General features: G+C 47.7%; 24 protein-coding genes. 22 read left to right on the forward strand and 2 right to left on the reverse strand.

Going from position 1 to position 24,105, the window contains the following annotated elements; translation table 11 throughout:
• Positions 1-273: 273 nt before the first annotated feature.
• From WMO65_RS16830 to WMO65_RS16875, 10 genes are all read left to right on the forward strand, one after another.
• The gene (locus WMO65_RS16830) at positions 274-1,476 is read left to right on the forward strand and encodes an ROK family transcriptional regulator (protein WP_052099388.1); all 1,203 of its coding nucleotides are present in this window, start codon (positions 274-276) and stop codon (positions 1,474-1,476) included.
• 51 nt (positions 1,477-1,527) lie between these two features.
• Positions 1,528-2,931, forward strand: a complete 1,404-nt coding sequence (locus WMO65_RS16835) for an ABC transporter substrate-binding protein (RefSeq protein WP_052099386.1) — start codon at positions 1,528-1,530, stop codon at positions 2,929-2,931.
• A gap of 67 nt (positions 2,932-2,998) precedes the next feature.
• Entirely contained in the window at positions 2,999-3,883 is an 885-nt protein-coding gene (locus tag WMO65_RS16840; protein ID WP_148393895.1) for a carbohydrate ABC transporter permease, read from the forward strand.
• A gap of 11 nt (positions 3,884-3,894) precedes the next feature.
• Positions 3,895-4,728: a carbohydrate ABC transporter permease gene (locus tag WMO65_RS16845; protein WP_052099383.1), complete on the forward strand. Its 834-nt coding sequence runs from the start codon at positions 3,895-3,897 to the stop codon at positions 4,726-4,728.
• A gap of 16 nt (positions 4,729-4,744) precedes the next feature.
• Positions 4,745-6,232, forward strand: coding sequence for an alpha-L-fucosidase (locus WMO65_RS16850; RefSeq protein WP_033140999.1), 1,488 nt, complete (start codon positions 4,745-4,747; stop codon positions 6,230-6,232).
• Between the two features lie 14 nt (positions 6,233-6,246).
• A complete protein-coding gene (locus tag WMO65_RS16855) occupies positions 6,247-7,416 on the forward strand; it encodes an iron-containing alcohol dehydrogenase (RefSeq protein WP_033140998.1) in 1,170 nt (389 codons plus the stop codon).
• Between the two features lie 64 nt (positions 7,417-7,480).
• A complete protein-coding gene (locus tag WMO65_RS16860; protein WP_033140997.1) occupies positions 7,481-8,434 on the forward strand; it encodes a uroporphyrinogen decarboxylase family protein in 954 nt (317 codons plus the stop codon).
• Between the two features lie 48 nt (positions 8,435-8,482).
• Positions 8,483-8,653 carry a hypothetical protein gene (locus tag WMO65_RS16865; RefSeq protein ID WP_187370720.1) on the forward strand — a complete coding sequence of 57 codons (171 nt, stop codon included), beginning with the start codon at positions 8,483-8,485 and terminating at the stop codon, positions 8,651-8,653.
• A complete protein-coding gene (locus tag WMO65_RS16870) occupies positions 8,646-9,428 on the forward strand; it encodes an SDR family oxidoreductase (RefSeq protein ID WP_181014417.1) in 783 nt (260 codons plus the stop codon). The genes WMO65_RS16865 and WMO65_RS16870 overlap by 8 nt, the downstream gene beginning before the upstream one ends.
• 98 nt (positions 9,429-9,526) lie before the next feature.
• The gene (locus tag WMO65_RS16875; protein WP_148394020.1) at positions 9,527-10,252 is read left to right on the forward strand and encodes a helix-turn-helix domain-containing protein; all 726 of its coding nucleotides are present in this window, start codon (positions 9,527-9,529) and stop codon (positions 10,250-10,252) included.
• Between the two features lie 48 nt (positions 10,253-10,300).
• Here the strand turns inward: WMO65_RS16875 and fdxA are convergent, their stop codons facing one another.
• On the reverse strand, positions 10,301-10,471 hold the full coding sequence (gene fdxA, locus WMO65_RS16880) for a 4Fe-4S ferredoxin (protein WP_033140995.1): 171 nt from the start codon (positions 10,469-10,471) through the stop codon (positions 10,301-10,303).
• A gap of 259 nt (positions 10,472-10,730) precedes the next feature.
• Here fdxA and WMO65_RS16885 point away from each other — a divergent pair, with 259 nt between their 5' ends.
• A complete protein-coding gene (locus WMO65_RS16885) occupies positions 10,731-10,931 on the forward strand; it encodes a DUF1858 domain-containing protein (RefSeq protein ID WP_033140994.1) in 201 nt (66 codons plus the stop codon).
• A 77-nt stretch (positions 10,932-11,008) separates the two neighbouring features.
• Here WMO65_RS16885 and WMO65_RS16890 read toward each other — a convergent pair whose 3' ends face one another.
• Complete coding sequence (locus tag WMO65_RS16890) at positions 11,009-11,752, reverse strand: adaptor protein MecA (protein WP_054351883.1); 744 nt, start codon at positions 11,750-11,752, stop codon at positions 11,009-11,011.
• A gap of 504 nt (positions 11,753-12,256) precedes the next feature.
• On the opposite strand from WMO65_RS16890, the gene WMO65_RS16895 reads away from it, so the two are divergent.
• The 11 genes from WMO65_RS16895 to WMO65_RS16945 all read left to right on the forward strand — a co-directional run bounded on the left by WMO65_RS16895 (position 12,257) and on the right by WMO65_RS16945 (position 24,002).
• A complete protein-coding gene (locus WMO65_RS16895) occupies positions 12,257-12,472 on the forward strand; it encodes a hypothetical protein (protein ID WP_033141016.1) in 216 nt (71 codons plus the stop codon).
• A 223-nt stretch (positions 12,473-12,695) separates the two neighbouring features.
• On the forward strand, positions 12,696-14,414 hold the full coding sequence (locus tag WMO65_RS16900) for a glycosyl hydrolase family 18 protein (protein ID WP_148394021.1): 1,719 nt from the start codon (positions 12,696-12,698) through the stop codon (positions 14,412-14,414).
• 15 nt (positions 14,415-14,429) lie between these two features.
• Positions 14,430-15,224 (forward strand): hypothetical protein, encoded by a 795-nt coding sequence (locus tag WMO65_RS16905; RefSeq protein ID WP_225305365.1) that lies wholly within the window; start codon positions 14,430-14,432, stop codon positions 15,222-15,224.
• A 145-nt stretch (positions 15,225-15,369) separates the two neighbouring features.
• Positions 15,370-17,580 carry a bifunctional diguanylate cyclase/phosphodiesterase gene (locus WMO65_RS16910; protein WP_148394022.1) on the forward strand — a complete coding sequence of 737 codons (2,211 nt, stop codon included), beginning with the start codon at positions 15,370-15,372 and terminating at the stop codon, positions 17,578-17,580.
• A gap of 63 nt (positions 17,581-17,643) precedes the next feature.
• On the forward strand, positions 17,644-18,339 hold the full coding sequence (locus WMO65_RS16915) for an N-acetylmuramoyl-L-alanine amidase (RefSeq protein ID WP_033141014.1): 696 nt from the start codon (positions 17,644-17,646) through the stop codon (positions 18,337-18,339).
• A 96-nt stretch (positions 18,340-18,435) separates the two neighbouring features.
• The gene (locus WMO65_RS16920) at positions 18,436-19,485 is read left to right on the forward strand and encodes an L-threonylcarbamoyladenylate synthase (RefSeq protein WP_103731497.1); all 1,050 of its coding nucleotides are present in this window, start codon (positions 18,436-18,438) and stop codon (positions 19,483-19,485) included.
• 104 nt (positions 19,486-19,589) lie between these two features.
• Positions 19,590-20,018 (forward strand): ribose 5-phosphate isomerase B, encoded by a 429-nt coding sequence (gene rpiB, locus WMO65_RS16925; RefSeq protein WP_033140989.1) that lies wholly within the window; start codon positions 19,590-19,592, stop codon positions 20,016-20,018.
• 19 nt (positions 20,019-20,037) lie between these two features.
• The gene (upp, locus tag WMO65_RS16930) at positions 20,038-20,667 is read left to right on the forward strand and encodes a uracil phosphoribosyltransferase (RefSeq protein WP_033140988.1); all 630 of its coding nucleotides are present in this window, start codon (positions 20,038-20,040) and stop codon (positions 20,665-20,667) included.
• Positions 20,668-20,693: 26 nt separating this feature from the next.
• Entirely contained in the window at positions 20,694-21,179 is a 486-nt protein-coding gene (locus WMO65_RS16935) for a deoxycytidylate deaminase (protein ID WP_148394023.1), read from the forward strand.
• Positions 21,180-21,223: 44 nt separating this feature from the next.
• On the forward strand, positions 21,224-22,663 hold the full coding sequence (gene proS / locus WMO65_RS16940; protein WP_033140986.1) for a proline--tRNA ligase: 1,440 nt from the start codon (positions 21,224-21,226) through the stop codon (positions 22,661-22,663).
• Between the two features lies 1 nt (position 22,664).
• A complete protein-coding gene (locus WMO65_RS16945) occupies positions 22,665-24,002 on the forward strand; it encodes a CCA tRNA nucleotidyltransferase (protein ID WP_148394024.1) in 1,338 nt (445 codons plus the stop codon).
• Positions 24,003-24,105: the final 103 nt, after the last annotated feature.

Raw genomic sequence — 24,105 nt, forward strand, 5'->3', positions numbered from 1 at the left:
GGACGCCCCGCGAAGTTTTTCAGGGACTTTTCGGCGCCCCAATCATCTCTCCATAATTAATGTTAAAATGCACAAAAAGGGGTTGACAATGAAAGGACAGTACGTTATAATTCACATATAAAGTTAGTTAAGTTAATTAAGTAACTCCGAAATATGGAAGACATCTGAGCGTACCGGAAAGAAAAAAAAGATAATTTGTCTAAATATAGCGAAATTATTTTTTTTATTCAGTTAGTTAGTTAAATTAAGTAAGTTGGTAAGGAGCAGATAAAAGTGAAATATGATAAATTTGCAATGGCGCAGATGAACCGGAGTATGGTTTTTGATCTGATAAGAAGAAAAGGGCCTATCAGCCGCGCGGAGATTGCGCGGACTATCGGCCTTAGTATTCCAACAGTCATGAAAATAACAGAGGAATTTTCTCATAAACAGTTTGTGCAGGATGTGGGAAAGGGTGAATCCAGCGGGGGAAAGCGCCCGGAGTTATTGGAGCTGGTACCAGACTCGAAATATATTATCGGAGTAGGGGTAGGGCGCAGTAAAACCAATGTGCTGATGATGAATCTTGCCGGGGAGGTATTTATCCGTGAAATCATGGAGACTGGAGGCACAGCTGTGCCTGAGGTATGGATATCCAGGCTGATTCAGGTGATAGAGAATGTGATACGCGAGAGCGGACTGTCCAGGAAGCAGATATTAGGTATGGGAATCGGCATGCCGGGAATTCTGGATGAGAAAAGCGGAAAGGTTCTGTTTTCCCCTGATTTTAAATGGGAGAATGTTGACATGTTAACACCCATCCGTGAACGGTTTAAGATGGATATTACAATTGAGAACGCAAACCGGGCACTGGCTATGGGAGAATATTATTTCGGGGCAGGTGTGGATTCCAGAAATTTTCTGGTGGTAAATCTGGGACACGGAATTGGTTCTGCTATCATGCGGGAAGGGGAGTTTTACAGGGGAAGTTCAGGAAGCAGCGGAGAGATTGGCCATATCATCCTGGAGAAAAACGGGCCAAAATGTAACTGCGGCAACCTTGGCTGTCTGGAGGCTATCGCGTCGGGAAATGCTATCGCCAGAGATGCCAAGATCGCTGTATTGGAAGGCAATGCAACGAAAATAATGGAACTGGTTAATGAAGATATCAATCGTATTGAAGCGAAAACAGTATTTGAAGCGGCGCGTCTGGGGGATCGTCTGGCAATACAGATAACAGAACGGGCCATGCAGTATATTGGAATCGGACTGGCAAATTATATTAATCTGCTGGACCCAGACCTGATCATTTTATTTGGGGGTCTGACCAACGCAGGTGATATTTTTTTAAAGAAAGTAAAGGAAGTGCTTCGCGAGAGGCAGATGAAATTTGCAGGAAGGCAGGTGAAATTGGTTATTTCTCAGATGGGTGAGAACGGCACCGCAGTCGGATCCGCATCCCTGGTGCTGAAGAAGTTTATAAAATATGGGAATTAGATCCGGAAAAAATGTCCTAAGGGTACAGCAAAAATTATGGAGGTATTAATTATGAGTAAAGGAATGAGAAAGAAAATCGCAGTGCTTTTGGCAGCAGTTATGGCATCAGCAGGACTCTCTGCCTGCGGCGGCAATACGGACGCGGGCAGCGGAGGTCAGGATGCTGAAAGTAAGACAGAGACAAAGACAGATGAGGCAAAAACAGATTCTGAAAAGGAAGGGAGCGGGGAGGAGATCACAATCCGTCTTCTTACAAGAATGTCAGGCGCTGACAGCGGAACTAAGCTGAAAGAGGAGGTTCTTCAGGAATTTCAGGAAAAATACCCGGATATCACTATCCAGGATGAGAGTACGAATGACAGCAACAGCTTTACGAACCAGTTCAAAACAGATGTTGCATCCGGCAATGTGGCGGACATTATCCAGTGGCCCGGTATCAGTATCATGAAGGAATATGCAGACACGGGAGTTTTTCTGGACTTGACCGATTTAATTGCAGAGACACCGGATATCAAAGACAATGTGGATTCCACACTTCTTGATATGATGGAACTGTCGTCTGTCGGAACAGAGGGGACATACGCACTGCCCATTAACAATCAGATGGAAGTCTTCTATTATAACAAAGAACTGTTCCAGAAAGCAGGGATTGAAAAAGCACCGGAGACCTGGGATGAATTCTATGATGTATGCGATAAACTCAAAGAGTCAGGGGTCACGCCATGGGTTGTAGGTGCTACCAATGCATGGCGGGTAGTACATATCCAGACAGGACTTCTCTACAAGATGTGCGGAGTGGAAAAGGCAAAGGAACTGGGCGGAAGAAAAGCAAAATGGACAGATGAAGATGTAGTGGAAACGATTGCGTTTATACAGGACCTGGCAGACAGAGGAATCTTCGGGGAAGATTATCTGGGCCTTGATTATGAGACAGAAAAAGCTATGTTTGTCAGCGGACAGACAGCCATGTCATTTGACGGAAGCTGGAGGATCGCAGAACTTAAAGACATGGAGGACAATGTAGGTGTATTCCGCATGCCGTATTTCACTGACAGGGAAGAATTTAAGGACAATGATATTGCATATCCGTCACAGTTGGAATTGGGTGGTCACCTGAAGGATGAACCGGAGAAACTCAAATATGTGTGGGAGCTTGCCAGCATGTTTGCCAGCAAGGAGACCCAGCAGAGATATGCCTATGACTGCGGCAACATTCCAGTCAGAAATGATGTTGAACTGGAAACTGACAAGATGAGTCCTCTTCTTGCTGATCTGCTCACGATAAAGGAAAATGATGTTAAGGTATGGGGCAGTGATGCCTGGGCTTACGACACAGTGGCAGTATTGGAGGATATTGTGGGAGAAGCATTTATCGGCGCACTTACCGGAATGACAGCAGATGAAGCGGCAGAACAGATTCAGAGCCGGTTGGAAGCGGCTGGTTCAGGCCAGTAACCGGAAGTAACATCAGGCCGCTGCAGTTTGGCTCTGCAGCGGCCTTTTCAGAAAAGGAGGTACAGCAATGGAGAGAATAAGAAGGAATAAAAAGGCAGTGTTATGTTTTCTGATGCCGGGATTCCTTTTATATACAGTACTTTTAATGGTTCCTATCGGCGGTTCCCTGGTCATGTCCTTTTTTAAGTGGAATGGAATCAAAAATGTCCCCATGGTATTTGTGGGATTCAGTAATTTTAAGGCGGTTGCTACAGATGCCATGTTCTGGCATTCCATCAAAAATATTATGTGGTTCATGGTGCTGACATTGTGTACGCAGCTTCCCATTGGGCTTCTGCTGGCGGTTATGCTCAGTGAGCGGTTTAGGGGATATCGTTTTTTTAAGTTTGCGTATTTTGTACCTCAGGTACTTTCCACAACCGTTATTGGTCTTCTTTGGTACTTTATTCTGATGCCCACAGGAGTTCTGAATACCATGCTTCAGGGAATTGGTCTTGACAGTCTGGTGAAAAGCTGGCTGGTAGATAAGAATACGGCCATGACAACTATTATTCTGGTGAATACATGGTGCGGCATCGGGTTTCATATGACTGTCAGTTACGCTGCTATTTCAGGGATTCCTGACGATGTGGTGGAGGCAGCAAAACTGGACGGAGCGGTGGGATTAAAAAAAGTGTTCCATATTATCATTCCAATGATATGGGAATCGATCATTTCCAGCATCGTTGTGATCGTAACCGCAGTATTGAAAACGTTTGATCTGGTCTATGTTATGACAGAGGGAGGTCCAAACGGTCTGACCGATGTGCCCAGTACACTTTTATACAAAGAGGCTTTCCGGTACAATGACTTCGGAAAGGCATCTGTTATCGGTGTTTATATCTTTATTTTGAGCGTTATATTTACTGTCATAAGTCTCCGCATTACAAAACGGGAACGGCTGGAGTATTAAGGAGGAAGAAAATGAACGATCATACTAGAAAAATAACGAAAAAAATAATATTATACCTGGTTTCTTTTTTCTTTCTTTTTATTTTCATTTATCCGCTGTATTTCGTTATAATTTCATCTATTAAGACAAATACAGAAATTTTTACTTCACCATTCAAATTTCCTTCGGAATTTCATTTTGAAAATTATAAGACAGCCATTGAAATAGGAAATATAGGAAGGCAGTTTTTAAACAGCATGTTTCTGGCGATTGTGACACTGGCACTTACGGCTCTGGCTGCAAGTATGGTTTCTTTTGCAATCTCCCGCCTGCGTTTTAAGGGACAGGGTGCTGTCAGAGTTTATTTTGTCATGGGAATGATGGTGCCAATCCAGAGTATCATTGTACCTTTGGCCTGGGCGATCAATAATTTTGATATCAGAGATAATTATCTGATCTTGATCCTGCTTTTTACAGCGTCCCATATGCCGCTGGCTACCTTTATCATAACAGGCTCCATGAACAGCCTTCCCACATCCCTGGAGGAAGCCGCGATCATTGACGGATGCAGTATATATAAGGTATTTACAAGGATTGTTCTGCCCCTTGTGAAGCCTGCGATCGCAACAGTTGGTATATTTGTATTTATGTACACATGGAATGACCTTCTGGTCTCCATGGTGTTTATAGGTAAGGCGGAACTCAGAACCATCTCGGTGGGTCTGCTTAATTTTGTGGGAGCCAGGAAAAGTGATTACGGCGCATTGATGGCAGCTATCTTCATAGCCATTCTGCCGCCTCTTACCATGTATCTGGTACTGCAGGAAAATGTAGTGAAAGGGCTGACAAGCGGTGCCAACAAATAAAAAGGAGAAGAAAATTATGGGGATAAAAGTAAAGGATTGGAAAGAACTGACGGATTACCGGACACCGGACTGGATGAAAAAAGCAAAATTCGGGATTTATACACACTGGGGTGTTTACAGTGTGCCGGCATTTGGTCCAAATGTTTCCTGGTATCCGTATAAGATGTATCAGGAGGGGACCGACCAGTTTGCCTATCACTGCAAGCATTTCGGACACCCTTCCAAGACGGGATATAAAGATTTGATCCCCATGTTTACCGGGGAAAAATTTGACGCTGCGGAATGGGCAGAATTATTTAAAAAAGCAGGTGCGAGATTTGCAGGTCCTGTGGCGGAACACCACGATGGATTCAGCATGTGGGACAGCCGTGTCAATGAATGGAATGCAGCAGCCATGGGGCCTAAGAGGGATGTGGTAGGAGAACTGGAAAAAGCAGTGCGGAAGCAGGGTATGCACTTCATGACAGCTTTCCACCATGCGGAAAATTGGAAATTCTATCCTCACTGGGTAAAGGAATATGACACCTCAGACCCAAGATACGCAGGTCTGTACGGCGAGGCGCATAATATGGACTGGGGATCTGACAAAAGATATCTGCCGGAACCGATCCGCTGGTCCGATACCATGGACGGCGCTATAGACAGGCAGTGGATCGCACAGGACCTTCCGAGCGCGGCGTTTCATGAGAAATGGTTTATTAAGCTGAAAGAAGTCATAGATGCATACAGCCCGGATTACATATGGTTTGATTTCGGTCTGGCTTTTATCAATGATTATTATCAGAGAAAATTTCTCACTTACTACAGGGATATGGCGGAGAAAAATGGTCAGAAGACAGTTGTCTCCTACAAATGGAACCACCTGCCTGTGGGCACGGGTCTGATTGACCTGGAACAGGGAAGGTTTGCGGAAGCTACATACCATGACTGGATCACGGACACTACAGTGGACGCGGGAGAAGCCTGGGGATATATGCAGGATGCAGAATATAAATCAGCCAAATCCCTGATCCATTATCTGCTGGACAATGTAAGCAAAAATGGATATCTGCTTTTGAACGTGGGGCCAAAGCCGGATGGAACCATCCCGGAAGAAGCCAGGAAAATACTGCTGGAAATGGGGGCATGGCTAGAGGAAAACGGAGAGGCAGTCTATGATACCACACCGTGGCGTACAGCAGAGGAGGGTCCTACTAAAATGACCGGTTCCGGTGCCTTTAGTGAGATGGATGAAGTGGAATATACACCGAGGGACATCCGGTATACCATGAGAGATGAGTATATCTATGCATCTGCGCTGGGAAGAATAGGAGACCAGGTGGCGCTGCATCATATACTTCCAATGGTCTATAAGGAGGAGATTGAAAGCATAACCGTTTTAGGTGACGGACAGCCGCTTACATGGAGTGCAGAAGGTGATGTTCTTCTTATCGACACGGCAAAGGCCAGGAAAAACAACATTGCTACTGTCCTGAAAATCAAGAGAAAGAATATTTATATGTGACGGGGGGCGTGCGTATGAAGAAAAAGTTTGAATATGAACAGACAACAAAAATTATTTTCGGAAGCGGCTGTATTAAAGAGCTTCCCGGTCTGGCAGCAGGCCTTGGAAATAAAATCCTTTTGGTTACCGGCAAAAAAAAGTCTTCCAGGGAAAAGTTATATGACAGGATTACAGAAAGCCTGCGAAACAGCGGCCTTACCGTTTTTCATTTTGACAAAGTATCGCAGAATCCCACTACAAAATGTGTGGAGGAGGGAACTGCTATTGCCGAAAAAGAAGGCTGCCAGGTTGTGATCGGTCTTGGGGGTGGTTCTGCCATGGATACGGCAAAAGCCATTGCCGTGGCAGCCGCAAACGAAGGCACGGCGTGGGATTATCTGTTTTTTAAAAATCCGCAGCCGCAGGCAACGCTGCCTGTGATCGCAGTTCCCACAACAGCGGGGACAGGGTCACAGGTCACGCAGGTTGCAGTCATGACGGAGACAAAGACCTGTACCAAGAGTGCTATTTTTAACAACCTGATTTATCCCCGCGTTGCGCTGATCGACCCGGAGCTTGCAGTATCCATGCCTGCCCATATAACTGCATCCACCGGTTTTGACGCTTTTTGTCACTGCTTTGAGAGCTATATCAATGTAAAAGCTTCTCCGTATACGGACATGATCGCACTTGAAGGGATAAAATATGCTGCCCAATATCTGAGAAGGGCGGTAAAGGATGGTGAAGATATGGAAGCCAGGGAAGGGATGGCCTGGGCAGATACCTGCGGAGGTCTGGCTATTGCCAACGCAGGCGTGACACTTCCCCACGGTGTGGGTATGACGATCAGCGGACATTGCCCTCAGATCATGCATGGGGAATCCCTGGCCTTGACATATCCGTCCTTTTTACGGTTCACCTGTCTGGCAGCAGAGAAAAAATTTGCAGAGGTGGGACGCATTTTCAATCCTGCCCTGAAAGATGTCTCTGATTCCAGGGCCGCATCGGAGTGCTGCGAAGAAATAGAAAAACTGATGAAAGATATCGGAATGTGGCTGAATTTCCGCCAATTCGGTGTTGAATATGAGATGCTTAGAAGAATAGCAGACAGGGGACATGAATTGCCTGATTATCAGGCGAACCCCAGAATCGCGGATATTGAAGAAATATACAGAGAGCTGAGTGAAGGATATGACCGTGTCTGAAAAATCAGAAGGTTTAGAAGGCAAATAAGAAAATTTCGATAAAGGAAATGGAGGAGCAGAAACGTTGTCCAGAAGAGAAAATTTTTTAAGAGTGCTGAGGCATGGGGAAGCACAGAAGGAAATACCTCTGTGGGAGTTGCATTTTCATATTTGGGATCAGGTGGGAGGCGAACATTTTGTGTCCGGAAAAGAGTATTTGAGTCTGACGGAGACAGAAAGAAGCCGTGCGCTGCAAAAGGATGCAGAAATCCTGGTGAAGTGTGGTGAAGAACTGGGATTTTCGGCAGTGTCAATCCCTGACAATCCCTGGAATTGTTTTTATACACTTCCGGACTTGGATAGGGTGCAACTTGTTAGGAATATTAGGAGGCTTGCACCTGATTTTGCTGTTGTATGTTCCTGTGCCGGCGTGATTGCAATGCCTTCTGGTGAAGAATTCGAGGAATTCTGTTTTCAGATGTTTGATGAACCGGAAGTAATTGATGAGATGTGCAAAAAGATTTATGACAGCTTTTTGGAAAACTCGAAACGTCTGATTGATGCAGGTGCGGATGCAATTTATACAGGATCTGATGTAGCGGACAATCGGGCACCGTTTTTCAATCGTGAACAGCAGCAGCGATGGTATTTTCCATATTTGCGGAAATTTTCAGATTATTTGCACAGTCAAGGGGTTCCGGCAATTTTACATACGGATGGTAACATTGATCTGCTATTGGAGGATATTAGGAATTCAGGTGTGGATGGCCTTCAGGCAATTGATCCGCTTGCGGGTATGGATATCAGGAGAGTTCAGGAATTTATGGAAAATCGAGTGACACTCTGTGGTAATCTGGACTGTGGAATAATGCTGACTGCAACGCCGGACCAGGTGTATGAAGAGGCAAAGAGAATTCTTTTGGAGTGCAGGGAGTATCCGGGTTTTATCTTCGGCAACTCCAATGCCGTTGCGATTGAGACACCAATTGAGAATTACAGGGCAATGTTGGAAGCATGGCATAAATACGGAAGTATATAAATCGGTTTCAGGGCTGCATCGGAGTGCTGCGGAGAAATAGAAAAACTGATGAAAAATATGGGAATGTGGCTGAATTTCCGCCAATTCGGTGTTGCATATGATATACTTAGAAAAATAGCAGAAAGGGGACATGAACTGCCTGATTATCAGGCAAACCCCAGAATCGCAGATATTGAAGAAATCTACAGAGAACTAAAGGAGGGATATAACCGTGTCTGAAAAATCAGCAAGTTATCTTGACAAACTTTTTGGACTTGAAGGCAGGACCGCTGTTGTAACAGGCGGAAACAGGGGAATCGGACAGGTAGTGGCCAGAGGGCTGGCCAGCGCGGGAGCCGAGGTTGTCGTTATAAGCCGTTCGGGAGGAGCGGAAACGGTGAAACTCATTTTGGAGGACGGCAATAAAGCCTATGACATCAAGGCTGATGTGACCGATGAGAAGAGTGTGGACCGGGCAGTGGAGGAGATTGAAAAGAGAAGCGGCGGTATTCATGTATTGTTTAACAATGCCGGCATCTGCATTCACAAAAGCACCTTTGAGGCCAGCATAGAGGAGTTCAGGCAGGTGGTTGACGTGAATCTGACCGGGGAGTACATTATGGCGCGGAGCGCTGCACGCCTTATGGTACAGAAAAAGATACACGGCAGCATCATCAACATGGCATCCATGTCAGGGACCATTGTAAATATACCTCAGTGGCAGGCTTCCTACAATGCATCGAAGGCGGGAGTTATCCATCTGACAAAGTCCCTGGCCCTGGAATGGATTCCCTATGGCATCCGGGTGAACAGTTTAAGTCCGGGATACATCTCCACGCCTATGTCCGTAGACACCCCCCAGGAGCTGAAGGACGCCTGGAAAGGGATGATGCCATACGGCAGGATGGGGACTCCTGAGGAACTTATCGGGGCGGTTTTATATCTTGCCGGGGATTCTTCCGCGTATACGACCGGAACCGACCTGATTGTGGACGGCGCCTATGTCTGCCAGTGATATTCCGGCAGGTTTTGTCGAACACATTTTCTTGCAATTTTTCCATGCCCTGCTATAATGTTTCTTAAAGAAAGACGCAAAATGGAAGGGGTCAGTATATGAGTGAAACCAGCTATTCGGTTTCTGAGACGGCGAAGCTTTTGGACGTGCAGTCCCATGTCCTGCGCTTTTGGGAAGATGAGCTGCACCTGCCGATTGACAGAAACGAAATGGGACACAGATACTACACCCGATATGATATCCAGGTACTTCTGGCTATTAAAGAACTGAAGAAAAAGGGACTTGCATTAAAAGAGATTGGCAGCCTGATTCCCTTTTTATATAAGGATGAAGAAAACCGGGAAGAGGCAGTACACAGTAAAAAGACACAGGAAAATACACCTAAACAGCCGCAGCCTGTGAAAAGTCAGGAAAGATCAAACCATAACCAGGACAAGCCATGTGAACCGGTACGGCAGAGGACCGCAGAGCCTGCAGAGCAGAAAAGGGAAATGTCCGCTGCCAGAAAAAACAGAAAGGCATCTGCAAGAAAAGCATCCGGCAAAAAGAACCGGGCAGCTCAGAACAGAGCCGTGACAGGCAGGCCGCCGCAGTCTGTAGGAAAGGCCGAGACAACAGAAGCGGACAACAGGGTACCGGCTGAATTTATGGAAATACTGGACAGGCTGGTAAAGGAACGGATGCGGACCCTTCATTCCGGGGAAGAGCGTTATAAAAGGCTGGATGAGAGAATCAGAATATGTCAGAAATCCCGCAGGGAAGTGGCAGCAGCCATGGAACAGGAGCGGCAGAAGAATAAAAAGTTGTTTAAGAAAAAAAGATAATAAAAAACACAAACCTGCGTGATACAGGTTTGTGTTTTTTTAAAGTTATTAACCCTCTACGATTGCTTCTGTAGGACATGCTTCTGCACAAGTTCCGCAGTCAACACATTTGTCCGGATCGATAACGTATTTGTCATCGCCCTGGGAGATAGCTTCAGATGGGCATTCTCCTTCGCAGGTTCCACAGCTTACACATTCGTCTGTAATTACGTATGCCATACTTAAAATCCTCCTTTTATAATTTCTGAATCATACCTGATCTGGCCCAGGACCTGCAGCAGCAGTACATTGGGAAAATTCGATGGTATAAGATTCAGCTCTTACGCATATTCTAATATATTTGGTATTAGAATACAAGTCTTTATTTCTAAACAATCCGTGAATTTCGAGAAGAAAAAGAAAACCGGAGAAAAACAGTTGAATATAGGAGAAAAAGAGTTTATAATAATACACAGTACGAAAAAAGGAGGAAACTATCATGACAATTTCCAAAGATATGACAATCGGCGAATTACTCCGTGTGGATGAAAATATTGTTCCGATTCTGATGAGAGCCGGTATGCACTGCATCGGCTGTCCTTCCGCTCAGGGTGAAAGCCTGGAAGAAGCTGCCATGGTTCATGGAATTGACGCAGATGTTCTGACTGCTCAGATCAACGATTTCCTGGCAGATAAATAATGAAAAGTGAAAAGCCCCGGCGGTCTCCACAAAGAAGTGGAGGTCCGCCGGGGCTTTTTACTTTTACCAGCATCCGGTTATAGGGCTGCTAATTTCTGTAGTGCTTTATCAGCAATGATGCGTTCGCTGTGCTCCTGGAGATAGGCTTCCCCTGCCTGTGAGAAGGCACTGCCTTTTCCGTACTCGGAGAGCATGTTGCAGACTTTATTGAAATCGGATGGAGTATTCTCGGACTGGTGGATCACCAGCTCATATTCCCCTGTTGCACTGTCTTTGTACAGGGAGTTTACGCCCTGGAAGAAGTTGTTCAGGCCGCGGGCTGCACGGATCACGCCGTCCAGGTCCTGAAAACGGTACTGCCGTATGAGACGGACAGGTACTTCCGGTGTCTCAGATGGTGCCGGGGTTTTTACTCCTTTTTTCTTGGCTGCATTTTTTGCTTTTGCCTCGTAGATTTTCTGGAATACATCGATGATATCATCGGCTCCCTCAAATTCTAAAGGAGGCTGAGCATTGTCTCCTGCAGGTCCGCCGAAAGGTGTGAACTTAGAAAAACGTGTGTCCAGTTCCTCCGGGTCTTCCACCTTGGTGATGATCAGGATAATGCTGTCGGCAGAAACCGGGATTGCCTCGATCATCAGCGGTATATTGTCGGCCTCAAAACCGAATTCATAGTTTGCCTGCTGCATCATATCACGGAACAGGTCTTTGGCCTTTTCCGTACCATAAGCCAGTTCACTTAAACGAATCTGACGGTCTTCCAAATCAGCCTTTGTGAGCGTGCAACGTATCTGGTTGTCGTTGATTTTTTCTATCTTCATTTTATCACATCCTGTCTATCTGTCGGTTCTGCCGTCTGGCAAAACAAAGATGCTGGTATCTCATTTATATTATATACTATGAAACGCCGGTATGTAAAGCGCTTCATACTTTTTTCATATATGTGGAAAAAATTAAAAATATGATAAAAAAGGAAAATAATTACATAAAACAGCTTGCTAAGACAAATTCATGTATGATATAATGATTTTCACAGACAAAGAAGGAGTGCTGTAAAATATTTTACAGAGGGGAGTGATGATATCCCGTAGGCCTTCGTCAATGACAATATTCTAAGTTTTCATTTCAGGCGGCGTCTGACCGCAGGCAGAGAGTACATTCTGTACGATTTGCATGATCCCATGTGACAGAACACTAAGACCATGGATTTATTTTTATTATGGGGATTACAGCGCCTTTCTTTATCTGTAATACTGGAACCGCGTTTCAAGAAGAAAGGAGAGGACAGAGGTATAATATATCACGAACTTTTGTCCACAGCAAACATGAAGAAAGACAAGGAAACCAGAGCGCTCCGATGTGAGCTGGAGACTTACCGGCGTCAGGGGATTCCCCTTTTACTAAACGGAAGCCCCAGCACGCCGGAAGAGATTGAACAGGCATGCAGTATCGCAGAGGAAGGTGTCTATATGCGCGACTATGTGCAGAACGAAAGAGGGGAGGTGGAAAGACTGCAGTTTGATTTCGTGAAAAATGAGTAAGCCATAGATGTAACCCTGTAATATTTGCGTTCCCGGTATGTATAACAGGGGGCCGGAACAGGGAAAAACCCTGGGAGTTTCAGGGCTTTTCCCCAATCCGGCTGTTAAGTTTTCCCGAATTTCCTACTATTAAAAAAATATAAATTGTCGAAGAAAGTAATGACGAACGGAAAAAGTATGTTATAATGGTGGAGAAATGCGAGAAAAAATAAGGAGTTTAATTATGAGTCAAAAGAAGAGAAGGCGGAGGAGAAGAAGGAACAGCAATGCCGTTATGGTGCTGGTAGTCATCCTTCTGATCGTTGTGGTTGCAGCTGTGGGAGTGCTGACTGCCGCGATCAAGAGACATACACCTTCCGATACGAGAATGGATCTGAACACTTACTATGGATTGGAGAAAGAGGATGACGTGGCCCTGGTGCTCCAGAATACAGTGAGTGATACGAAGGGCAAATGGATGGACGGAAGGGTCTATCTGGATTATGAAACAGTGTCAAATGTGCTGGGAGGGCGTTTTTACTGGGAAGCGGACAGCAGCCAGATGCTCTACACCACACCAAAGGAGATTCTTGCCATAGCACCGGAGAGCACGTCTTATACGGTGAATGGTGAAAATAAAGATGAAGGTTATAAAATCATCCGCCAGACAGATGATAAAATTTATCTGGCCCTTGATTTTATTCAGAAATATATGGAGATCACCAGTACGGTGACCGAAAGTCCAAACAAAGCGGTGATCCGCTATCAGTGGGGCAGTGAAAAGATCGTAAAAGCAAAGAACGATACCGTGATCCGTTACCGCGGGGGCATCAAGAGTGATATTCTGACGGATGTGGCAAAGGGAACGGAACTGACGCTTATAGAAGAGCTGGATAACTGGTCCCAGGTAGCAACTTCTGACGGCTTCAACGGCTATGTGTCCAAGGAGGACCTCACAGCCCCTGAGGAGAAGAAGGCAGAATATGACGGCAGCTATAAAGAGGAGTTTACCAGCCTGACAAGAGACCACAAGATCAATCTGGCATGGCACCAGGTTACATCAGAGGATGCCAATGCAGGACTTGCCCAGACACTGGAGAACATTACGGGGATCAATGTGATTTCACCTACCTGGTTTTCCGTTACCGGAGCAGAGGGAACCATCTCCTCCCTTGCCAGTGCGGATTACGTGAACCTGGCCCATGAAAAGGGGCTGGAAGTCTGGGGACTGATCGACAATTTCAACAAAGATGTGAGCACTCTGGACACGCTGTCTAACCGCACATCCAGGGAACATCTCATTCAGAAACTCATAGAAGAGGCAGTAAGGGTAGGGCTGGACGGCATTAATGTGGATTTTGAGGCACTGACGCAGGAGGAGGCGCCCCATTTTATCCAGTTTATACGCGAACTGTCCATATCCTGTCGGAAAAATAACCTGGTGTTGTCTGTAGACAATCCGGTTCCGCAGTTTACCTCCTTTTATAATAGGAAGGAACAGGGAATCGTGGCGGATTATGTCATTATCATGGGATATGATGAACACACAGACGGAACAGAGGAAGCAGGTTCTGTCGCCTCCCTGCCTTTTGTGGAGGAGGGAATCCAGCAGACCTTAAAGGAAGTTCCGAAGAATAAGGTGATCAACGGAGTTCCCTTCTATACAAGGCTCTGGTTTACTGACAATGCCGGCACTGTAACGAGTGAGATCATGGGTATGGACCAGGCAAGTAAAATTGTGACAGAGATGGGCATGGAAATGTACTGGAACAAGGATGTTTCGCAGAACTATGCGGAGCTGTCAACAGACAATGGTTTATATCAGATGTGGCTGGAGGATGAGCAGTCACTGGATGCCAAGATGCAGCTTGTACAGAAGTATGAGCTGGGAGGCGTGGCAGAATGGAAACTGGGATTTGAGAGGGCTGACGTGTGGAATACCATCAGCCAGTACCTGCAGTAAAAACAGCAGGATGTGATGCAGAAAGGAACAGGTGGAGTAATGGGAGAACATGAAATATTTAAAACCACGATCATGGGGGGATTTGATAAGGAGGACGTATTAGAACAGGTGCAGCGAATGAAGGATGAAGCTGCTGCTGAACAGTTGAGACTGAAAAAGCTCATCTCAGAAAAGGATGCCAAGATCGCAGAGCTTATGAAGCGCATTGAGTTAAAGGACGCGCACCAGGAGCGACTGGAGATGGAGATCCACGAGAAATACCAGAAGTATATTGACAATTATGAAAGCATCGGAAAACTGGTCTTTGACGCTCAGTTAAAGTCAGATGCTATGATCAAAGATGCTGAGGAGAAATGCAACACCATGATTTCCGAGGCGGAGGCAGAGGCAAAACAGCGGGTGGAGGCTGTACAGTCTGAGATCGATGACAAGCTTCGGGAAGGCAAGAAAAAATACATAGCTGTCCAGGATGAGATGAATGAGATCGTTCAGCTCATCAACCAGGCGCAGAAGCGTTTCATGGCTTCCTATAAAGAGGTGCACCAGATCATCAGCACAATGCCCACTTCACTCAATGACATTGAGGAAGAACCGGAAGTGGAACTTCCCCAGCCGGTGGAGGATGCGGAGGAGCTGCACCTGGGAGACACCCAGGAGCTGGACCTTTTAGATGCTCTGGATGATATTGCGGAGCTGGAAGAGTTTGAGGAGGAGGAAGACGAAGACTCCAAACTTGCCATGCAGATATCCAGGCTGCTGAGTGAGGAAGACGAAGCCCTTCTTGAGGAAGAACTGGAAAACGAAAAATAAGATTCATTGCCCCGGGAGGATAAAGTCCCGGGGTTTTTTGAATTTATTTCAAATATGTGGTAAAATACACTTGTATCTCTCCCTGCTGCCATTTACAATGATAAGATAGCAGAGGGATAAAGGGTTTCGTGTAGGAGAGGGCGTTATGGAGCACAGGGAATTGTGGCAGCTGGCAGCAATGGATTCTTTGACAGGGGTATCCAGCCGAAGGGAAGGCAAGGACAGGCTGGAACTGATCGTCAAGAGAGCCAAAAAAGAGAAGAAAATGCTGACAGTGGCAATGTTTGATATTGACAGTCTGAACTGGATCAACAATCGTTATGGAGACGGGGAAGGTGACAGGGTGCTTCAGTTTGTCACATCTGCTTCCAGACGCTGTCTGTGTCCGGAGGATGTGATTTTCCGTCTGAGCAGTGATGAGTTCATCGTGGCATTTTACGGGGAAGAGCTGATCTGCGCGGATAAGCGCATACAGAAGATTTTGGAAATACTGGAGAGAGAGCGGGAAGATTACGGACTGGAGTGCCAGCCGTCTTTTTCTTATGGAGCAGTGGAAGTCTATCCTGAGGACTGCTTTACAGTTTCCGATATCATAGCCAAAACGGATGAATTGATGTATATGCAGAAGCGTAATTATCATATTATGCGGGCAAAGAACAGATTAAAATACAACGATTCGGAAGCGGAATCAAAGGATGAATTTCAATATAACCAGGCTCGTCTGTATGACGCGCTGACAGAGAGTACAGATGACTACATATTTATAGGCAATATGAAGACCGGCGTGTTTCGTTATCCTCCGGCCATGGTGCAGGAATTTGGCCTGCCGGGTGAGGTGGTGGAGAACGCGGCAGCCTGCTGGATCGGCCTGATTCACCCCCATGATGAGGCACATTTCCTTGAGAGTAATCAGGAGATCGCGGACGGACGTATAGAGGAACACAACATTGAATACAGAGCTAAGAATACGGAGGGAGAATGGATCTGGCTGAGGTGCAGAGGCAAGCTGATCCGCGACCAGTACGGAAAACCGGATATGTTTGCCGGCATGATCACGAATCTGGGCAAAGAAAAGCAGATTGACCATATGACAGGCCTGTATAACCGGTTTGAATTTGAGGGCAGTATCAAGAAATACCTTATGGACGGCAGCCAGATCACCCGAATCGGGATCATGATCCTGGATATGGATGCCTTTAAGAATGTAAATGACCTGTATGACCGGATGTTCGGGGATGAGATCCTGCGGATAACGGCAGGAAATATAAGTGCTATGCTCCCTGATAATGCCAGGCTTTACCGCCTTGACGGGGATGAGTTCGGAATTATCCTTACCAACGGTACCGAAGAGGACGCGCAGGAGATCTTTTCAAAGATCCAGAATAAGTATACACGCCAGCAGGAGTACAGCGGAAAGAAATATTACTGTACCATATCAGGGGGCTACGCGGTCTGCCCTGAGAATGCGGACAATTACCTGGACCTCTTAAAGTGCGCGAACTATGCATTGGAGCGCTCCAAGGTCAAGGGCAAGAACCGGATGACGATTTATTCTCCGGAGATTCCCCTGGAGAAGGAGAAAAAACTGGAAATGGTGCAGATGCTCAGAGAGAGTATAGAGCGGGGCTTTGCCGGATTTTCTGTCTGCTACCAGCCTCAGGTGGATGCAAAGACAGGCAGGCTTTACGGAGCCGAGGCGCTGGCCCGCTGGCACTGCAGCAAATACGGGGATGTGTCACCCGGTGAGTTCATACCTCTTTTGGAGCAGAACGGTTTGATCGTTCCTATGGGCATGTGGATCCTGCGCAAGGCCGCCGCCCAGTGCAGACAGTGGTGTGAACAGAAACCTGATTTCAACATGAGTGTGAATCTGTCCTATCAGCAGTTCCTGGAAGGGGATCTGACGTCCTTTGTGAGGGACACCCTGGACGAAATAAAACTCAGTCCCGCAAATCTTACACTGGAGCTGACAGAGTCCTATTTTGTCAAGGAGGATGCCATAGTCAGGGAGACACTGGAGAGCTTTCGGGAAATGGGTGTCCGGGTGGCAATGGATGACTTTGGCGTGGGGTATTCTTCCCTCTTTATGCTAAAGTATATACCTGCAGATATTGTGAAGATAGACAGAGGATTTGTCAAGGGAATCACCACGGATCTGTTCAACGCCACATTTATCCGTTCCATCACAGAACTGTGCAATGATGTGGGGAAACAGGTCTGCCTGGAGGGTGTGGAGACAGAAGAGGAATACGGAAGAGTGAGCAGCATGGGCCTGCGGCTCATACAGGGCTTCTATTTCGGACGGCCGGTTCCGGCAGAACAGTTTTTTGAAAAACTGCAGCCGGGCAGAAATTAAAAGATTAGGAAAGTCCCTCAAAGCATATACTTTAACGAATAGGCTTTGAGGGATTTTTTTGTGATGAAGAAAAGACGTGTTGTGGAACTGGGAATGGCTGTTCTTCTGCTTGCCTCTGCATTTCTGCTCTCCAGGGAAGGGGCGCGGCTGGTGAGCAAGGAAGCGGAAGGAAAGAAAGGCGTCATCGTTGTGGATGCTGGACACGGGGGTATGGATCCCGGAGTGGTGGGCATAAAGAAACTGGAGGAAAAGGAGATCAACCTGAAAATATCGAAAAAGCTCCAGAAGCTTCTGGAAAAAGAAGGGTATCAGGTGATCATGACCAGATCTGAGGACGGCGGCCTTTACGACGCGGACAGCAGAAACAAGAAGGTACAGGATATGCAGAAGCGGTGCGAGCTTATCAGGGAAAAGAAGCCCCTGCTCACTGTGAGCATCCATCAGAACAGTTATCCTGACGAGGCGGTCTGCGGCCCCCAGGTTTTTTATTTCACTCACTCAGCAGAGGGCGGGAAACTGGCAAAATGCATTCAGGATGCCATGAACAGCCAGCTTGATGTGAGCAGACCGAGAGTGGAGAAGGCCAATTCCACCTATTATCTGCTGAAACGCAGCGAGGGGATCTTAAATATTGTGGAATGCGGATTTTTAAGCAATACAAAAGAGGCGGGCCTTCTGGAGACAGATGAATACCAGGATAAGGTGGCAGAAGCGGTCCGGGACGGTATTCTTACATATCTGGGAGACGCGGAGTCCTGAATTTCTCACCGGCTGTAAAAAAATTGTGGAAAAACCATAGAGACAATGGTATTATGGTTATGTATGTAAAGAACAGACAGGAAGAAGAGAGAAAACGTGAAGACCATAATATTGGCAGTAGACAGGGAACACCCCGATGAATCTGTGATCAGGCAGGCGGGAGAGATCCTGAAAAACGGCGGCCTGGTTGCGTTTCCCACAGAGACCGTGTACGGGCTGGGCGGAGACGGGCTGAATGCAGAATCTTCTGAGAAAATATATGCGGCAAAAGGCAGGCCCTCAGACAATCCGCTGATCATCCATATTGCGGATATGGAGAGCCTGGACCGGATTGTCAGTGAGATTCCGGAAAAAGCCAGAAAGATGGCTGAAAAGTTCTGGCCCGGCCCTCTGACCATGATTTTCAAAAAAAGCGATGCGGTGCCTTATGAGACTACAGGCGGCCTTGACAGCGTAGCGGTGCGGATGCCCTCCCACCCGGTAGCGCTGTCGCTGATTCGTCTCGGCGGAGGATATATTGCTGCACCCAGTGCCAACACATCCGGGCGTCCAAGCCCCACCAGGGCTGCCCATGTGGCTGAAGATCTGACCGGAAAAGTGGATATGATCCTGGACGGCGGAGATGTGGGAATCGGGCTGGAGTCCACAATTGTGGACTTTACAGAGGAGATACCCGTAATCCTGCGCCCCGGATATATCAGCCAGAAGATGGCTGAGGAGGTGATCGGCCCGGTGCGGATGGACAAGGGTCTTTTGATCACGGATGAAAAGGTAAAGCCAAAGGCCCCGGGAATGAAGTACCGTCACTACGCCCCCAATGCCGGCTTGACCATTGTGGAAGGCAGCACGGAGCAGGTTATTAAAACCATCAATGAAAAAAGCCGTGAACTGCAGGCTCAGGGAAAACGTGTGGGCGTCATCGGCACGGATGAGACTGTGGGCGCCTATGAGGCCCAGGTCATAAAGAGTATCGGAACACGGCAGGATGAGGAGACCATTGCGAGACATCTGTTCGGGCTTTTGAGAGAGTTTGATGAGGAGCAGGTAGATCATATTTTTTCAGAGTCCTTTGATACGCCCAGAATGGGACAGGCCATTATGAACCGGCTTCTCAAGGCGGCAGGGCATCATCTGATACATGTTTAACAGGCCTGCGGGCGGTGGGCAGACATATGCCGGACAAGCCGTTTCCGTGTGCAGGCACATAAACTGCAGAGCGATAAAAAATGAAAATACAGGAGGAAATTTAAATGTTAGCATTAGGCTGTGACCATGGCGGATTTGAGCTGAAACAGGAGATCATCGGATATCTGGAGGAACACAAGATTCCATACAAGGACTTCGGATGTGACAGCAACAAGTCAGTGGACTATCCCGTCTACGCGAGAAAAGTGGGGAAGGCCATTCAGAGCGGAGAGTGTGACAAGGGGATCTTGATCTGCGGCACAGGCATCGGCATTTCCATAGCGGCAAATAAGATGAAAGGAATCCGTGCGGCGCTGTGCACAGACTGCTTCTGCGCTGAGGCCACCAGACAGCACAACAATGCCAATGTACTGGCTCTTGGCGGCCGCGTGGTAGGACCGGGGCTGGCTGTAAAGATTGTGGATACCTTTTTGAATACAGAGTTTTCCGGTGAGGAGAGACATCAGAGAAGAATCGACCTGATCGAAGAATAGAAGACAAAGGAGAAAACAAATGGGTAAAATACAGGTAATGGAGCATCCGCTCATTCAGCACAAAATCGGCATCATCCGCCGTACAGAGACAAGTTCAAAGGAATTTCGGGAGTTGGTAAGTGAGATCGCCATGTTCATGGCATACGAAGCCACCAGAGGCCTGAAGTTAAGAGATATTGAGATAGATACACCGATCACAAAGACAACGGTCAAAGAACTGGCAGGCAAGAAACTGGCAGTAGTTCCCATTCTCCGTGCCGGACTGGGCATGGTGGAAGGTATGCTCACCATGATCCCCGCTGCCAAGGTGGGCCATATTGGTCTGTACCGTGACCCGGAGACCCTGAAACCGGTGGAATACTACTGCAAACTGCCGGCTGACTGTGAAGAGCGTGAAGTTTTCGTCACAGATCCCATGCTTGCCACCGGCGGCTCCGCTGAGGCAGCCATCACTATGCTGAAGGAAAAAGGCGTGAAAAATATCCACTTCATGTGTGTGATCGCAGCGCCGGAAGGTGTGAAGGCTTTAAGCGAAGCACACCCGGATGTGGACATCTATATCGGTGCCCTGGATGAACATTTGAATGACCACGGCTATATTGTGCCGGGCCTTGGTGACGCCGGAGACCGTATTTTCGGGACAAAATAACAGGTGTTTTTCGGGAGGTTTTGAAAATGACAGGTAAGAGAAATGACTATATTTCCTGGGATGAGTATTTTATGGGGGTTGCAAAGCTTTCGGGAATGCGTTCCAAGGACCCGAGTTCCCAGGTGGGAGCCTGTATAGTAAGCCCGGACAACAAGATTCTGTCTATGGGCTATAATGGCTTCCCGAAAGGATGCTCAGACGATGTGTTTCCCTGGGCAAGGGAAGGGGAGGAGCTGGACACAAAATATCTCTATGTGACCCACAGTGAGCTGAACGCCATCCTAAACTACAGGGGCGATTCACTGGAGGGAGCAAAGCTCTATGTATCTCTGTTTCCCTGCAATGAATGTGCCAAGGCCATTATCCAGGCAGGAATCAAGACCATTGTCTATGACAGTGATAAATACGCGGATACTCCGTCTGTCCAGGCTTCCAAACGAATGCTTGACGCAGCGGGAGTCCGTTATTATAAATATAATCACACAGGCAGAAACATCAGCTTTGACGTGTAGCTGTCTGTACAAAAATAAACAGTAGAAGGAGACAAAACATTACTATGGCAAAAGACAAGAAAATGGTAGAGGCCATTACTTCCATGGAGGAAGATTTTGCGCAGTGGTATACCGATGTAGTAAAAAAAGCAGAGCTGGTTGACTATACCAGTGTAAAAGGATGTATGGTGATCAAACCGGCAGGTTATGCGATCTGGGAGAATATCCAGCACGAGCTGGACAGACGTTTTAAGGAGACCGGTGTGGAGAATGTATATCTTCCCATGTTCATCCCGGAAAGCCTGCTCCAGAAAGAAAAGGACCATGTGGAAGGATTCGCGCCGGAGGTTGCCTGGGTGACACACGGCGGTCTGGAACCGCTCCAGGAGAGACTCTGCGTCCGCCCAACCTCTGAGACACTTTTCTGTGACCTGTACGCAAGAGACATCCAGTCCCACAGGGATCTGCCGAAAGTATACAACCAGTGGTGTTCCGTGGTACGCTGGGAGAAGACAACACGTCCCTTCCTCCGTTCCAGGGAGTTCTTATGGCAGGAGGGCCACACCGCCCATGCCACTGCAGAGGAAGCAGAGGAGAGAACCGTTCAGATGCTGAACCTGTATGCGGATTTCTGTGAGCAGGTGCTGGCGATCCCGGTGATCAAAGGCCGCAAGACAGACAAGGAAAAATTCGCAGGCGCGGAGGCTACTTATACCATTGAGTCCCTCATGCATGACGGAAAAGCACTGCAGTCAGGCACCAGCCACAACTTTGGCGACGGATTTGCCAGGGCATTTGACATTCAGTATACAGACAAGGACAACACATTAAAATATGTACACCAGACATCCTGGGGCATGACCACTCGTATGATCGGCGCCATCATTATGGTGCACGGCGACAACAGCGGCCTTGTGCTTCCCCCGAGGATCGCTCCGGTTCAGGCAGTGGTGATCCCCATCCAGCAGAGAAAAGAGGGTGTTCTGGAAAAGGCACGTGAGCTTTCCGACGCACTGAAGGCTGCCGGAATCCGTGTGAAAGTGGATGAGACAGACAAGAGCCCGGGATTTAAATTCGCAGAGCAGGAGATGCGCGGCATTCCGGTCCGCATCGAGTGCGGTCCAAAAGACATTGAGGCCAACCAGGCAGTCATTGTCCGCAGAGACACCAGAGAGAAGACAGTGGTATCCCTTGATGCTCTGGCAGAGAAGACAGCGGAAATTCTGGAAATCATGCAGAGTGATATGCTGGAGCGTGCCAGAACACACCGTGATGCACACACATATGTGGCAACTGATTATGAAGAGTTCAAACAGACTGTCAACGAGAAACCGGGATTTATCAAGGCCATGTGGTGCGGCTGCCAGGAATGTGAGGACAAGATCAAAGAGGACGTCCAGGCAACATCCCGCTGCATACCTTTTGAGCAGGAAAACTTATCAGACAAATGTGTCTGCTGCGGCAAACCGGCTAAGAAGATGGTCTACTGGGGGCGTGCGTACTAGAATGAAAATAGAAGTTCCTAAGAGAGTAAAAGAGATAATAGAAACCTTGCAGGAACATGGATATGATGCTTATGCGGTAGGAGGCTGTGTTCGTGACAGCCTCCTCCATTCATCTCCGGCGGACTGGGACATTACCACATCAGCAAAACCCATGGAGGTCAAATCACTGTTTCGCCGCACTGTGGACACAGGGCTTGTGCACGGCACTGTGACCGTGATGCTTGGCAGGGAAGGCTTTGAAGTGACCACATACCGTATTGACGGGGAATATGAAGACAGCCGCCATCCAAAAGAGGTGGTCTTCACAGGTGAACTGCGGGAAGACCTCCGCCGCCGGGATTTTACCATCAACGCCATGGCCTATAATGACAGGGAGGGGCTTGTGGATGCCTTCGGGGGTATCCGGGATCTGGAACAGGGGATCATCCGCTGTGTAGGCGACCCATATGAGCGTTTTACAGAGGATGCCCTGCGCATTCTGCGTGCCGTCCGATTTGCGGCGCAGCTTGGATTCTCCATAGAGGAGCGGACAAAAAAGGCCGCACAGGAGCTTGCCCCCACACTGGCAAAGATCAGTGCGGAGCGCATTGCCACGGAGCTGACAAAGCTTCTCGTATCGAAAAATCCACATCTGCTGAAAACAGCCTGGGAAGCAGGTATCACAAAGGTGGTCCTTCCGGAGTTTGATGCCATGATGGAAACACCGCAGAATACGCCGCATCACTGTCTGAGTGTGGGGGAACACACGCTGAAAAGCCTGGAATATGTGGAAGCGGATAAGATCCTGCGTTTCACCATGCTCCTTCACGACACCGGAAAACCGGCTTCCAGGACTACGGATGAGAACGGCAGGGACCATTTTAAAGGGCATAGTACGGGAAGTGAGAAGACTGCGAGGAATGTTCTGAGAAGGCTGAAGCTGGACAATGATACCATTCAAAAGGTGACAAAACTGGTTTACTGGCATGATTACCGTCCGGAACCCAATGCAAAAGCTGTCCGCAGGGCACTGAATAAGGTAGGGGAGGATCTGTTTCCTCTGCTGCTGAAGGTGCAGTATGCGGATACTATGGCGCAGAGTGAGTACCGCAGGGAGGAAAAGCTGGAGCGGATACGGAAGGTGGAGGAGATTTACCGAGGGGTGCTGGAGAGGAAAGAGTGTGTTTCGGTAAAGACGCTGGCTGTCAATGGAAGAGATTTGATAGCAGCGGGGATGACGCCGGGGCCGGAAATTGGGGGGATGCTTAATAGGCTGCTGGAAGAGGTGCTGGAGGAGCCGGAGATTAATGAGAAGGGGAGGCTGATGGGGATTGTTGAGAGGGAGTTGGGGAGAGGATAAGCAAGGGAGTGGCTTTTGCGGACGCCCGAACAGCCGGTGCGGCGTGAGAGCAGGGGAGGCGGGGATACAGCCTGGCTCCTGGCTCCGTTCCCCTCAGCTAACT

This window comes from Blautia caccae, assembly GCF_040095955.1.
Taxonomy (GTDB): domain Bacteria; phylum Bacillota; class Clostridia; order Lachnospirales; family Lachnospiraceae; genus Blautia; species Blautia celeris.